This window comes from uncultured Roseibium sp., from assembly GCF_963675095.2.
GTDB lineage: Bacteria > Pseudomonadota > Alphaproteobacteria > Rhizobiales > Stappiaceae > Roseibium.
Map to the genome: position 1 here is coordinate 173704 of NZ_CAXXSJ010000057.1, position 14478 is coordinate 188181.

General features: G+C 60.0%; 12 protein-coding genes. 9 read left to right on the plus strand and 3 right to left on the minus strand.

The window, feature by feature from the left end; translation table 11 throughout:
- From ABIN98_RS23285 to ABIN98_RS23300, 4 genes are read left to right on the plus strand one after another with little or no spacing between them, the layout of a single operon-like run.
- Positions 1–522 (plus strand): TRAP transporter small permease subunit, encoded by a 522-nt coding sequence (locus ABIN98_RS23285; RefSeq protein ID WP_346913630.1) that lies wholly within the window; start codon positions 1–3, stop codon positions 520–522.
- The gene (locus ABIN98_RS23290) at positions 515–1810 is read left to right on the plus strand and encodes a TRAP transporter large permease (protein ID WP_346913632.1); all 1296 of its coding nucleotides are present in this window, start codon (positions 515–517) and stop codon (positions 1808–1810) included. The genes ABIN98_RS23285 and ABIN98_RS23290 overlap by 8 nt, the downstream gene beginning before the upstream one ends.
- Before the next feature lie 23 nt (positions 1811–1833).
- Entirely contained in the window at positions 1834–2766 is a 933-nt protein-coding gene (locus ABIN98_RS23295; RefSeq protein ID WP_346913634.1) for an alpha/beta hydrolase, read from the plus strand.
- A gap of 6 nt (positions 2767–2772) precedes the next feature.
- Positions 2773–4668: a TIM barrel protein gene (locus tag ABIN98_RS23300; protein ID WP_346913636.1), complete on the plus strand. Its 1896-nt coding sequence runs from the start codon at positions 2773–2775 to the stop codon at positions 4666–4668.
- A gap of 537 nt (positions 4669–5205) precedes the next feature.
- On the opposite strand, the gene ABIN98_RS23305 is transcribed toward ABIN98_RS23300, so the two are convergent.
- Together ABIN98_RS23305 and ABIN98_RS23310 are read right to left on the minus strand one after the other, a co-directional pair.
- Positions 5206–6588, minus strand: a complete 1383-nt coding sequence (locus tag ABIN98_RS23305) for a sensor histidine kinase (protein ID WP_346913638.1) — start codon at positions 6586–6588, stop codon at positions 5206–5208.
- Entirely contained in the window at positions 6585–7256 is a 672-nt protein-coding gene (locus ABIN98_RS23310) for a response regulator transcription factor (RefSeq protein WP_346913640.1), read from the minus strand. Before ABIN98_RS23310 ends, ABIN98_RS23305 begins: the two co-directional genes overlap by 4 nt.
- A gap of 87 nt (positions 7257–7343) precedes the next feature.
- Between ABIN98_RS23310 and ABIN98_RS23315 the strand changes: the two genes are divergently transcribed.
- From ABIN98_RS23315 to ABIN98_RS23330, 4 genes are all read left to right on the plus strand, one after another.
- A complete protein-coding gene (locus ABIN98_RS23315; RefSeq protein WP_346913642.1) occupies positions 7344–8486 on the plus strand; it encodes a tricarboxylate transporter in 1143 nt (380 codons plus the stop codon).
- Between the two features lie 74 nt (positions 8487–8560).
- Positions 8561–10297 carry a tripartite tricarboxylate transporter permease gene (locus ABIN98_RS23320; protein WP_346913644.1) on the plus strand — a complete coding sequence of 579 codons (1737 nt, stop codon included), beginning with the start codon at positions 8561–8563 and terminating at the stop codon, positions 10295–10297.
- A gap of 31 nt (positions 10298–10328) precedes the next feature.
- Positions 10329–10574, plus strand: a complete 246-nt coding sequence (locus ABIN98_RS23325) for a hypothetical protein (protein ID WP_346913646.1) — start codon at positions 10329–10331, stop codon at positions 10572–10574.
- 25 nt (positions 10575–10599) lie between these two features.
- Complete coding sequence (locus ABIN98_RS23330) at positions 10600–12267, plus strand: thiamine pyrophosphate-binding protein (protein WP_346913648.1); 1668 nt, start codon at positions 10600–10602, stop codon at positions 12265–12267.
- 57 nt (positions 12268–12324) lie between these two features.
- Here the strand turns inward: ABIN98_RS23330 and ABIN98_RS23335 are convergent, their stop codons facing one another.
- On the minus strand, positions 12325–12513 hold the full coding sequence (locus tag ABIN98_RS23335) for a hypothetical protein (protein ID WP_346913650.1): 189 nt from the start codon (positions 12511–12513) through the stop codon (positions 12325–12327).
- A gap of 177 nt (positions 12514–12690) precedes the next feature.
- On the opposite strand from ABIN98_RS23335, the gene ABIN98_RS23340 reads away from it, so the two are divergent.
- Positions 12691–14478: SH3 domain-containing protein (locus ABIN98_RS23340; RefSeq protein WP_346913652.1), on the plus strand; the 1788-nt coding region annotated here is incomplete at its 3' end.

Consider the following 14478-nt stretch of genomic DNA (forward strand, 5'->3'; position numbering starts at 1 on the left):
GTGACCAGTTTGACCAGACTCTTCGACTTCCTCTACAGCCGAGCGGAGAACATTCTCGCGCTTGTGCTGGCGAGCCTCTTTGTCAGCTTTCTGATCCAGATCGTCTTCAGATACGTGCTCAACCTGCCGCTTGGCTGGACGGTCGAATATGTCTCCATCGCCTGGCTGTGGGGAATCCTGTTCGGCTACGCCTTTGTCGTGCGGGAAGATGACGTGATCCGGCTCGACATCGTCTACGGTTCGGTCCCGGTGGCCATACAACGGATCATGGACGTCTTCGCCGGACTGGTTTGTGCCGGCATCTTCCTGTGGACCCTGCCCAACGTCTGGGACTACGTGACGTTCATGGCCATCGAACGGACCGCCTACATGCAGATCCGTTTCGACTACGTCTTCATGATCTACATCCCCTTCGCCCTCTCCGTCATCATCCGGTCGCTGATCAGCGTCTGGCACGGCCTTAGCGGAAATCACCCCAAATATGCCGTCGGTGCGGCGTCGGAAATGCACGACTATGACTGATCCCTTCGTTCTTTCGCTGATCCTGATCGTCGCCCTGGCCCTGTCGGGCCTGTCGATCGGCCTTGCCATGATCTGTGGCTCAAGCATCTACCTGATCCTGAAGGGCTTCGACCCGTCGATCGCCTCCGAGACGCTGCTGCAGGGCCTGTTCAACAGCTATACGCTGCTCGCGATCCCCCTGTTCATCCTGGCCGCCGACATCATGAACGTCGGCAGCCTCGCGGACCGCCTGCTCCGGTTCTGCCAGGCGCTGGTCGGCCGGTTCCGTGGCGGGCTCGGCCACGTCAACGTGGTGTCGTCCCTGATCTTTTCCGGCATGTCGGGCTCGGCGGTCGCGGATGCGGTCGGCATGGGCCGGATCATCATCGGCATGATGACCAAGGACGGCAAATACACCGCCAGCTATTCCGCGGCGATCACGGCGGCAACGGCAACCATCGGCCCGATCATTCCGCCATCCATCCCGATGGTGCTCTACGCGCTCGTCTCCGACCAGTCGATCGGCTACCTGTTCGCCGCCGGCATGGCGCCCGGCCTGCTGATGGGGCTCGTGCTTGCGGTCATGAACACCATTATTGCCCGGCGCCGAAATTTCCCTGTCGATAACAGCGTGCCGCTTTCGGAGATGCCGCGCGTAACATGGCAGGCCTTTCCGGCCCTGATGCTGCCGGTCATCCTGCTCGGCGGCATCTACGGCGGTGTCGTCACCCCGACCGAAGCGGCCGCGGTCGCCGCTTTCTACGCCCTTGTCATCTCGGTCGTCGTCTACCAGTCGGTCACAGCCGGCCAGTTCTACTCGACCCTTTTGAACAGTGCCCGGTCGACGGCGACCGTCGGCATTCTGATTGCCGGTGCGCTGACCTTCAACTACGTGATCACCCGCGAGAACGTCCCCAATTCCATTGCGGACTTCATGGCCCAGTTCGAACTGTCGAAATGGGGCTTCCTGCTCGCGATCAACCTCCTGTTCCTGGCGCTCGGCTGCATCCTGGAGGCGGGGGCGATCCTCCTGATCATCGCGCCGATCTTCATCCCGACCGCCCAGGCGCTCGGCATCGACCTGGTGCATTTCGGGGTCGTCGTGGTGGTCAATTCCATGCTGGGGCTGATTACGCCACCCTACGGGCTGTTGTTGTTCATCGTGGCCAACATCACCAAACAACCGCTGGCGCGCATCGTGCGCGATCTCGTCCCCTTCATCATCGCGCTGTTCGCAGCTCTTGCCTTCATCACCTTCGTACCGGACTTCGTGCTCTTTCTGCCGCGGATGCTCGGATACAAGGGGTAAGCTGAATATTTGAGGATTTTCAGATGATTAACCCGGAACTTGAAGCCTTCCTGTCGGTCTGGGACAAAGGCTGGTCGGTGCTGCCGGCCAATGCCTCGCCGAAGGAGCGCCGGCTTCTGTTCGAATATATCGCCGAACGCATGCGCCTTCCCCGGCCCGAAGGCGTGTCCTCTTCCGTAGGCTTCGTGCCCTGCGAGAAACGCAACGTGCTGGTGCGCATCGACCGGCACGACGATGGCGGCACCCAGCCGTGCCTGATCTACATGCATGGCGGTGCCTGGGCGCAAGGCAGCCCGATGACCCATGCGGACATCACCATGCGGATCGCGGCCGCAAACAAACAGACCGTGATCAGCGTCGATTATGCGCTTGCCCCCGAACATCCGTTTCCGCAGGCCGTTTACGAATGCCGGGACGCGGTCAAATGGGCGAAGGACAATGCCGCCGATCTCGGCATCGATCCCGACAGGATCGCCGTCGGCGGCGACAGCGCCGGCGGCAACCTTGCCGCGGCCATGACGATTGCCCTGCGCGACACCGCCTATGCCCCGATGGCGCAGTTGCTGATCTACCCGGGCACCGATTTCGACATGAGCAAGCCGTCCTACAAGGAGAACGCCGATGCGCCGCTCCTGAAGGTCGCGGGCATGCCCACGGTCAACGCCAATTACTGCCCGAATGAAGAAGACCGGCAAAACCCACTCGCGGCTCCGTCGTTGGCGGAAAGCCATGCCGGCCTGCCGCAGGCCTATATCGCCGTGGCGCAATACGACCCGCTGCGCGACGACGGCGCCACCTATGCCGACAAGCTCAGGGCCGCCGGCGTCCCGGTGGAATTCGATACCGGCGAGGGCCTGATCCACGGCTACCTGCGCGCCATGGAATATTGCGCGGCCTCGCGGGAGAGCCTTGCGCGCATGTGTGCGTGGCTTTCCAACTGTTACGCCACGGAGTGACCGGCCATGAAGACCGCGATTGCGACCGTCTCGATTTCGGGTGACCTGGCGGAGAAACTGGCAGCCATCGCAGCGGCCGGATTCGACGGGGTGGAAATCTTCGAGAATGATTTCCTTGCCTTCGACGCCAGCCCGCGCGAGGTCGGGCAGATGGTGCGCGATCACGGTCTGGAGATCTCCCTGTTCCAGCCGTTCCGCGATTTCGAGGGCATGCCGGAACCGCAGCGCAGCCGGGCGTTTGAGCGAGCGGAACGCAAGTTCGACCTGATGGGCGAGCTCGGCACCGACCTGGTGCTGATCTGCTCCAATGTCTCGCCGATTTCCCTGGGCGGCATCGATCGGGCCGCCGACGATTTCCGCGAGCTTGGCGAGCAGGCGGCCAGGCACGGCATCAAGGTCGGCTACGAGGCGCTCGCCTGGGGCCGGCACGTCAGCGACCACCGGGATGCCTGGGAGATCGTCCGCAGGGCCGATCATAAAAACGTCGGCCTGATCCTCGACAGCTTCCATACGCTTGCCCGCAAGATCGACCCGGAGACGATCCGCTCCATTCCCGGCGACCGGATCTTCTTCGTCCAGCTTGCCGATGCGCCCAAGATCGACATGGACCTGCTCTACTGGAGCCGGCATTTCCGCAACATGCCGGGCGAAGGCGATCTCGACGTCACCGGCTTCATGCGCGCGGTGGCCGCCACCGGCTACGACGGGGTGATCTCGCTGGAGATCTTCAACGACCAGTTCCGCGGCGGCTCGGCCAAGCCGATCTCCGTCGACGGCCACCGTTCGCTGGTCTACCTGATGGATCAGGTGAAGCGGCAGGAGCCGGGGATCAAGATCGAGGTGCCGGACATGCCGGACCGGATCGCTGTGTCGGGGATCGAGTTCGTCGAATTCGCCGCCAGCGAAGCAGAAGCAGCCGATCTCGGCGCCCTACTGCACACGCTCGGCTTCGCCCGCGTCGGCCGGCACGTGTCGAAGAAGGTCGACCTGTGGCGCCAGGGCGAGATCAACATCGTGCTCAACACCGAGCAGTCGGGCTTCGCCCATTCCTCCTACGTGACCCACGGCACCAATGTCTGCGACATCGGCCTGAAGGTGGCCGACGCCAAGGCCACGGTGGAGCGGGCGCGGGCGCTCGGCGCCGAACCGTTCGAACAGCCGGTCGGACCGGGAGAACTGAACATCCCGGCGATCCGGGGCCTCGGCGGCGGGGTGATGCATTTCATCGACGGCACAAGCGAGCTCTCCCGGGTGTGGGAAATCGAATTCCGCCCGGTCTCCGATGACAGGAACGCAGAGCCCGCCGACCTTTTACGCATCGACCACATCGCCGAGACCATGGCCTTCGACGAGATGCTGACCTGGCTTCTGTTCTACACATCGCTCTTCGAAACGATGAAGACGCCGATGGTGGACGTGGTCGATCCGGCAGGCCTTGTGCGCAGCCAGGCGATCGAGAACGCGGAAGGCTCTTTACGGATCACCCTCAACGGTGCGGAAAACCGCAAGACCCTTGCCGGTCACTTCCTGTCGGAGAATTTCGGCTCGGCCGTGCAGCATCTGGCCTTCGAGACGGCGGATATCTTCGCCACCGCCGACGCGCTCGCCATCAACGGCTTCAAGCCGCTGGTGATCTCACCCAACTACTACGACGATCTCGACGCCCGTTTCGGACTGGACGACGCCTTCCTCGATCGGCTCAAGGCCTCCGGTGTGCTTTATGATCGGGACGAGAAGGGCGGAGAGTACTTCCAGCTCTACAGCCCGTTCTTCGGCGAGGGCTTCTTCTTCGAAATCGTGGAACGCCGCGGCGGCTATGCCGGCTACGGCGCCGCCAACGCCCAGTTCCGCATCGCCGCACAGAAACGCCATCTCAGGGTAAAGGGAATGCCGAAGGCGTAAATGGCTAGGCACGGCTATTGCGCCTGGAATACGCGGGCCGTCTTGGGCGGTTGCCGCCCTTGGCAAGGCCTTCGGGATGAAGGTCGTCTTCTGGGCTTCGGAAGGTTTACGTGAACGTGCCCGGAACGCTGGCGAGAATGTTGCGGATATCCGCGGAGCATTTTTTGCAGAGAACGACATCATCACGTTCCATCTGCGTTCGAGCATATCAATGCATTTGTAAACGGTGCGCCGATCAACATGATCAATCCGGAGACGCTTGAGAAGTCGCGCGCTGCAGAAGGCCCCTATTCACCTCGTTTTATTTGCACCCAAATGGGAGACGGACCGCAGATATGCCGACATGGTCAAGTGCGTTGCCATCATCGATCCGGATGCCGAGGGGGACAAAAGAATTGGAACGGCAGATCGGGAACCGGTTACGGAGATCATCCGCCGCTACGCGGTTTTTCAATTCGACGCCAAATCCGGGCAAAGTCTGTGCCGGAGTTAGCGTTTTATCTTAAGAGCGCAGCAAAATTGAAAATGGATCGTATTCTATGCAGCCGGAGTGGCTGCCGTGTGGAGGGTAAAATACATCTTGATGACCAGGCCGGGGTTGGCTGAGTCTATGATCAATTCGCCGGCGTGCTTTCGTGCCACGGCTTGGGTGATCGACAGACCAAGGCCACTGCCTTTGCCGGGCTTAGCCTGTCCAAAGCGATCCAGGATCTTCTGATGGTCGGCCAGTTCGACCCCGATGCCATCGTCGCGGACGGTGATTTCAGCGGTCGGGCCGCTTCGGCTCAGGCTCACCATGATCTGCTTCAGGTCATCACCGCCATGGAGAAGAGAATTGTCGATCAGGTTCGCGACAGCCTCCTGAACCATCACTTCGTCGCCGAGGATCTCGATTGGATGATCTGGCACGTCGGAGCAAAGTGCGATGCCAGCATTGGCGGCTTGCCGCCGATGCTTCTCGATTGCCAGCCGCACAGCGCGGGTCAGATCGAAAACCGATTGCTGACCGTCATGCACGCTTTGGACACGTTCAAGCGTCAGCAACTTGTTTGCCAGTTCACTCGCCTGCCTGGCTTCAAAAAGCAATTCTTCGGCGCGCTTACGGGCCGCTAATTCGTTCGGTGCGTTCTTGACGGCTTCGGCCATTGCCAGAACACCCGCGATCGGGTTTCGGAGCTGATGGGCCGCGTTGGATACAAAAACCTTCTGGGCTTCCATCGAGGTCGAGACCTGAGCAAACAGATCATTCAGTGTTTTGACCAGCCCTTGGGCCTCTTCCGGGACAGGTCGACGTATCGGACTGAGATCGTTGGTGCCTCTGAGAGCGATCGCCGCTTCGAGGTCCAGCAGCGGCCTCAAGCCCAGCTTGACGCCAAACCAGACGACAAAGGCAACCGTGCCGAGCAGTGCTCCGAGTGCCAGGAAGGACTGCGTCGTCACTTCCCTAACAAAATTCAGCCGGATATCGAGCGATTGCCAAACCGTGAAGGTGAATGTACCCGTGGAACCGCTGATCTGGGCAACGTCCTTCATGCGGAGAATGCGCACCAGGTTGCCCTTGTAATGGCCGTTGTAATAGACGATCGGCCCCTCGGGGATGGGCTTGTTTCCAACCGGCAAGGGCGGGGTAGCGTAGCCGGTGACGAAGGCCCCGTCCGGGGCATAAACGTGATAAAAAACCGGGCCGCCAGAGGTATCGCTAAGCAACTCGCGGGTAGGTATCGAGATCGCATCCCCGTCCTGTGCGTCAACGTCACTGGCGACGGCCAGCGCGGCGGACAGAAGCGCTCGGTCAAACAGATCGGTGGCCCGGTCGCGTGCCTTTCTCAATTGCCAAAAACCGACCGCAGTTGCGATCAGCAACAGCGGCACCAGAATGATGACGATCAATCTGGTTCGGAGCGACGCAGTCTTCTTCAAGGTCCAGTCTCGCAAAGAGCGTATCCAAGCCCGCGGTGCACCTGGATTTTGATCGATTGCGCGAGCAATCGCTTGCGAAGCCGCGAGATGTGAACCTCGATGACGGTGTCCTCGACATCGCTGCCTGTCCCGTAGATGTATTCGATCAGACTTTGCCGGGTAACAATACGGCCACCGGCGCGCATCAAGGCTTCCAGGATCGTCAGTTCGCGTCTCGGAATGTCCAGCATCGTCCCCTCGACGGCAACTTGCCGCGAATCCAGGTCAAGGATCATATTGGCAAATTGAATGGAGTTCCGGATGGGTTGGGGGCCCCGGCGGGTCAGCGCCCTCAGCCGTGCTTCAAGTTCTTCCATCGCAAATGGTTTGACGAGGTAGTCGTCCGCTCCCGCGTCAAGTCCAAGCACGCGGTCATTCGTGTCCGAACGGGCGGTAAGCAGAATGACCGGGCGATGGTCTCCGCGCGCCCTGAGACCCTTCAGCAATGTAAGTCCGTCCACGCCTGGAAGATTGATGTCGAGGATGATGACATCGTTTCCGTCGTTACGCAGGAAATCGTCTGCATCTGCGCCATCATGGATGATGTCCACCGCGTGGCCCGCATCCTCGAACCGATAGGCGATACCCTTTGCGAGACCGGCGTTGTCCTCAACAACCGCGATCCTCATGCTCCTCCCTTTCTTTATGTAAGGTTGTTGAAAGGTTGGCAGGCCACAAGACAATTATCAAGCGCTGGGAGGCGCCTCTGATAACGAATGGGCCTCTATGGCTCATTCTTTCTGGGAGGAAAAATTATGAGCTTTTTCAAATCGGTGACATCTGTCATCGCCGGAGCCATCGTGACCGGCTCCGCAATCGGATTTTCCGGTGTCGCATCCGCCGAGGCTTTGAACCTTGAAGGCAAGACGGTGGAATTCGTCATTCCTTTTGCCGAGTCAGGGGGGTCTGCCCATTTTGCGAATTTCTTCGCTCCTCTTCTCAGCGAAGCCTTGCCGGGCAAGCCGACTGTTGTGGTCAAATACATGCCTGGGGCCGGTTCGACCAAAGGCGCCAACTGGTTTCAGGAACAGTCCTACGAAGACGGAACGTTGATTTTCAGCCCTTCCGGCTCAACGCAGTTTCCCTATCTGCTGGGCGATCCCCGCGTTCGCTACGAATACAAGGATTGGAACGTCGTGCTGGTGTCTGGCACGGGCGGGGTGGCCTATCTGCCGCCGGATCTCGCAAAGAAAATGAATGGTCTGGACGCTACCGCGCTCAAGGATACCGATTTCATCTGGGGCAGCGCAGGCGCGACCCGACTTGATCTTGTGCCGCAGTTGGCCTGGGCAATGCTGGGACTCAAGGTCGAACCGGTTTTTGGTATCAAGGGCAGAGGCGACGGTCGACTGATGTTCGAGCGCGGTGAGGCAAATATCGACTACCAGACATCCGCCGCTTATCTCAGTTCCGTTGTGCCGTTGGTTGATGCGGGTCAAGCGGTTCCAATGATGACCTGGGGCGCTCTCGATGATGACGGGAATATCGTCCGCGATCCGACCTTTCCGGATCTTCCGACCTTCAAGGAAGTTTGCGAGGCGACACCTGGATGTCCGACATCCGGAGAAGTTTGGGAAGCCTGGAAGGCGTTCATGATCGCCGGTTTCCCGGCCCAAAAGATGATTGTTCTTCCAAAGGGCGCGCCGCAGGAGGCGATCGATGCTTATAAAGCGGCATTCGATGCCATAATCGCTCGGCCGGATTTTGCGGAAATCAGCGCAAAGACGCTTGGAAACTATCCGCAGAGGACCGGTAAGGCAGCGGCAAATGCTTTCAAGCTGGCCACGACGATCGATGAGAAATCGAAGGAATACGTGCAGAACTGGCTGATGACGACCTATGGCGTCTCTCTGAAGTAAGCCTCATTACGCGAACTCCCGCTCAAACCGAGCGGGAGTTCAAACGTCTTGCATGTTTCCCGAAAGAACTGGTGATGGATACTCTGGCGAATGCAGCGGCGTCGCTTGGCGATGCATTAGTGCTGATTTTTCATCCGGAACAATTGATGTTTCTAGGGTTGGGGGTCCTTCTGGGTCTTTCGGTGGGTATCTTTCCGGGCCTGGGCGGCATTGCCGGTCTTTCTCTTGTTCTTCCCTTCATGTACGGGATGGATCCGGTGTCCGGCCTTGCTCTGATGGTCGGTCTTATAGCGGTGATCCCTACATCGGACACATTTGCGTCCGTGCTCCTGGGGATTCCAGGTTCCTCCGCCAGCCAGGCTACGGTGCTCGATGGCTTTCCACTTGCGAAAAAGGGTGAGGCCGCCCGGGCCTTGTCGGCCGCCTTTGCCTCGTCGCTGTTCGGAGGCTTGCTCGGCGCCTTGGTTCTGACCTTCTTCATCTTGGTCGCGAAACCGCTTGTGCTTGCCTTCGGTCTGCCGGAAATGCTGATGATCACGGCGCTCGGACTATCGATGGTCGCGATCCTGGCCGGTAGACTGCCTCTGAAGGGACTTGCGGCGGCTGGCCTCGGATTGATGGTCGGAACGATAGGTGAAGCCGGCGCCGGCGGAAGCCTGCGTATGTCAACCTACGATATTCCATACCTGATCGACGGCCTGTCTCTCGTCATTGTCGGCCTCGGCATCTTTGCTGTGCCCGAAATCGTCAGCCTGCTTCGCGGAGACAGAGCGATTGCGACCTCGGGCCAACTGGGGCTCGGTTGGGTGCAGGGTTTGAGGGACTGGTTCCACAATCTCGCGCTGTCCATTCGATGTTCGATCATCGGTGTGATTGTCGGCGTGATCCCTGGCCTCGGTGGCTCGGTGGTAGACTGGATCGCCTACGGACATACCATTCAGACGGCAAAGAATGTGGAAGGCTTTGGCAAGGGCGACATCCGGGGGGTGATCGGTCCGGAATCCTCCAACAATGCAAAAGAAGGTGGTGGTCTGGTCCCGACATTGATTTTCGGAATTCCGGGCTCCGGCTCCATGGCGGTTTTTCTCGGCGGCATGGCACTTCTAGGCTACGAAGCCGGGCCACATATGATCACCTATGAGCTGGACCTCACCTATACGATCGTTTGGTCCTTGGCGCTGGCCAATGTCATTGGCGCCGGGCTCTGCATTGTGTTGTCCGCTCCCATTGCGCGCCTGACGACGATCCGCTTCACGCTGCTGGCGCCATTCCTGTTCATGATGATCGCGTTTGCGGCATTCCAATCCCGACAGGATCTGGGCGACTTGGTCGCGCTTTTCGTCGTCGGCTTTCTGGGCATCTTGCTGAAGCGTTTCGACTGGTCCCGTCCCGCGTTTCTGATCGGTTTTGTTCTCTCCAGACAAGCGGAAAATTTCGCAAATTCTGCTCATCAGGTCGCGGCCGCCAAATTCCGGCAGGGGTTTGAAGTGGGCCTGGGTTATGTAGCATCACCCCTGGTCGTTGTGATTTTCGCGGCGACGGTCCTGTCCGTTGTGATCGGTCTCCGCCATGCCAAGGTAATCCTTCCAGAAGGTAACGTCGCGACCGGAAGCAAACGCGCGCCAATGGTGTTTCTGTTGGCGGTCACGGGATATCTTGTTGTCGCTTGGATCAATGCCAGCCGAATCGGCCTGACCAGCGACAAGATTTTCCCACTAACGGTCGGTTCCATAACGCTTTTATGCTGCTTTGCTTTGCTTGTCCGGATGATGCTGAGCCCCGAAACAGATGCTGTTTTTGCTGACGGTTGAAAGGGGACACGGCGAGGAGGAGCGGCATGGATTGTGGAGGACGCTTGCCTGGTTCGCAGCGCTGCTGATTTTGAGCGCTCTGGCGGGCTTTGTTCTGGCACTTTCCGTATTCATGGTCGCCTTCTTCCGCGTCCGAGCGGGACTGCGCTGGCGTGACACTCTTGTTCTCTCCAGTGGAGGCGTCGGGTTCATCTGTCTCATGGCCGGATTGCTCAACCGGGACTTCCCGCCAGGCTTGCTGCAGGCCTTCGTGAGGCTGCCTTGGCCCTTACACTAGGAATTACTTTGGGAGTTTGACTGCAATGAGTGCTGTTCAATCTGGCAAGGCACATGTCTACGACATTTTGGCAGAGACCTTTCGAAGGGAAGGCGTTGACGTGTGCTTTGCTTTGCTGGGCGATGCCAATATGAACTTCGCTACGCGTCTCGCGGGCGAGGGGTGTCGGATGGTTTATGTCCGTCACGAACATTGCGCCGTCGCCGCAGCCATGGCCTTCGCCCGAAAGACGGGCGACATCGGGGTTGCAACCGTTACCTGCGGTCCTGGCTTGACCCAGCTCATGACCGCTCTACCTGCTGCCGTTCGCTCCCGGTTGCCATTGGTGATTTTTGCAGGCGAAGCGCCGCTGAAATCGGGTTGGTACAATCAGGGGATCGATCAGGCTCCCTTTGTGAAGGCGACGGGGGCCGACTACCACAGCCTGCATCTGCCTGTACGGATGCCGACGGCAATCCGCGATGCCTTCCTGCAGGCTCGTCGGGAACGACGACCGGTGGTTGTCGGCGTGCCGCTCGACTTGCAGGAGCTCGCTTGGACCGGCGCTCAGGATTTTCCAGCACCTTCGCAAACGCTTGTGCCGCAACTGTCGCCAATCCCACCGCATCCAGAGGACGTAGCCCGGGCAGCCAGATTGGTCGATCAGTCGCGGAAGATCGTCGTGATGGCGGGCCTTGGTGCAGTGGAAGCGGGTGCGGCGGCGGTATGTCGTGCACTCGCGCGAAACTGCGACGGCCTTCTTGCGGAAACCTTGCCTGCCCGCGGCATTTTCCATGACGATCCATTCAATCTTGGCGTTGCCGGCGGATTTTCGTCCGACGTCGCTTTCGATTGCTTTGGCGAAGCCGACCTTGTGATTGCTGTCGGGTGTTCATTGACCTTCCACAATGCGGCTGGCGGAAAGCTTTGGCCGGCGGCCAAGGTGCTCCAGATAGACGTGGATCCGATCACGATCAACCAGGGTCGCGTTGCAGCCGATGCTCACTTACGCGGCGATGCCCGCTTGGCTGTGGAGGCGCTTACGGTTCAAGTCGCCAAAAAGGCGCCTGTTTGGCGAAGCGAGGATCTCGCGCACCGGATCCGGACAGAACCTGCTGACAGGATGGAGTTCGACATCGAACCCGGTCTGCATGATCCAAGAGAGGTCGTTGCGAGACTGGACGAAGCCATTCCAAGGAATTGGCAGCTGGTCAACTCGTCCGGGCATTGCTCATACTTTTTCGCACAAATGCGGGGCTGGTCTCAGTCGCAGTTCCTGACCATTCGCGAATTCGGTGCCATCGGTAACGGCACGTCGTTCGCAATGGGCGTTGCGGCGGCAAAGCCGGACGAGACCGTCGTCGTCTTCGATGGGGATGGCAGCTTGTTGATGCATATCCAGGAACTTGAGACCATCAAACGGCACGGCCTCAACATATTGATCATTGTCTTGAACGACGGTGCATATGGCTCGGAAATACACAAGTTGCGCGCCGAAGGTCTTTCCGACGAAGGTGCCGTTTTCGGGAGAACCGATCTTGCTGCAATCGCACGCGGTTTCGGGATCGGTGGTGAGACGATAACCGACCTGTCCCAAATCCCTGAAATGATCGCCAAGTTTCAGGCAACAGGTGGGGCCGCGGTCTGGGACATCCCGATTTCCGATCGCGTTGTGTCACCTGTCATTCGCCGGGCGCATCCCGGCAAGGCCTGATGCTCTGGAAAGAGGCGAAAGCGGCACCACGATCACAACGCGGAGCCGGCTGATCTGTTACGCATCGACCATATCGCGGAGATCATCGAGCGCCGCGGCGGCTACGCCGGCTATGGTGACGCCAACGTCCAGTTCCGCATCGTCGCACAGAAGCGCCATCTCAGGGCAAAGGGAATGCCGAAGGCGTAAGTCTTCGGCGGCTCCTGCCTGCACGGTTAGACCCGCGTCCCGCGCCTTCTCCTGCATTCCGCTGCAAAATCTTCCCTTTTCCACATCCTGCCGTTGAGTCATAGTACTGGCATACGGACAACTTATTCTGGCAGGAAGGCGGCATTTTCACGCTCTTGTCCCTGCCGAAAAAACTGCGCTCGCTCGCATAAGGGCCCGCATCGAAAACCAAGTGTTCGAGTAATGGAGGAATTCATGAAGGCCTTCCTCGCGACCTTTCTGGCGGCACTCCTGTTCGTGCAGCCCGTTCTCGCGGCAACCGCGGTCACCACGGCCAACGTCAATTTCCGCCAGGGTCCCGGAACGGGCTTTGCCTCCCTCGGCACACTGCCGAGCGGCACCTCCGTGGAGATGAGCGACTGCGACGATACCGGCGCCTGGTGCGCGATTTCGGTTAACGGGCAGAACGGCTTTGTCGCGGGCAGCTATCTGTCCCTGTCAGAACCGGAGCAGACAACCGGCTGGCCCCGCAGCTTCCAGACCGACGGCGGCGCGACGCTCGTCCTCTACCAGCCCCAGTTCACCGAATGGGACAATTTCACCACTCTCCAGGCGCTGGTTGCCGCCGAATACGTCAAGGACGACAAGACCAAGCCGGTGTTCGGCGTGATCGGCCTGCACGGCAAGTCGGCGCTCGACGGCGAGGAAGGTAATGTCATCATCAGCGACATTGCGGTGACCGAGATCGACTTTTCCGCTCTGGACAGGGCAGCCCTCACCGACCTCACCCTGCAGGTCGGCAAGTTGCTGCCGACCGGTCCGATCACGGTGAAGGAAGAGCGCATCACCGCCAGCCTTGCCGAATACAAGCGCATGGAAGACGTCAAGGGCCTCAATTCGGAAGCCCCGCCGATCTTCATCGCCACCGAACCGTCGATCCTGCTGCAGACGGAAGGCGAACCGGTGCTTGCCCCGGTCAAAGGCGTGCAGGGGCTGCAGTTCGTAGTCAACACCAACTGGGACCTTCTGAAGCTCACCGACAGCGGCGCCTATTACCTGCGCGACGAGACCTCGTGGCTGACGAGCACCGACCTGCAGAGCGGCTGGAGCCCGGCGCAGGATCTTCCCGCTCCGATCACGAGCCTGCCCGACGACGACAACTGGAAGGAAACGCGCACGGCGATCCCGCCGCAGCCGTTCCCGGACGGCAAGGCGCCGAAGGTGGTCTATTCGGACAAGCCGGCGGAAATGATCGTGTTCGACGGCGAACCGAAACTGGAGCCCGTGCCGGGCACCGGCCTGGAATGGGCCTCCAACACGGACAGTGACGTCTTCATCCTCACTGAAACCAAGACCTGGTACATTCTTGTCTCGGGCCGGTGGTACAAGTCCGCGTCCCTCGACGGGCCCTGGGCCTTCACCACGCCGGACCTGCCGGCGGACTTCCAGAACATTCCCGAGGATGCGCCTTACTATTCCGTCCGTGCCTCCGTGCCGGACACGTCGGAAGCGGCGCAGGCGCGGCTGAAGGCCAGCATTCCGAGCACGGCCCGGGTCGAGGTCGGTTCGGTCAGCGCCGATGTCTCCTACGCGGGCGACCCGGAATTCGAGAAGATCGAGGGCACGTCGATGTCCTATGCGGTCAACACCAATGACCAGGTCATCCAGGTCGGCGCCAAATATTACGTTCTCCAGGACGGGGTCTGGTTCGTCGGCGACAGCCCGGAAGGGCCGTTCCAGGTGGCAACGTCCGTGCCGGACGAGATCTACACGATCCCGCCGAGTTCGCCGGTCTACAACACGACCTATGTCCGCATCTACGAAACCGAGCCCGGCGCGGTCTGGTACGGCTACACCATGGGCTATCTCACCGGCTATCTTGCCTGGGGCACCTTCGTCTACGGCTCGGGCTGGTATTACCGGCCCTGGTACCGGCCGGGTCCGATCCCGATCTTCTTCCCGCGGCCGGTGACCTACGGCATCGGCGCCTTCTATAATCCCGTCCGCGGCACCTTCGGTCGCTACGGCTATGCCTATGGCCCG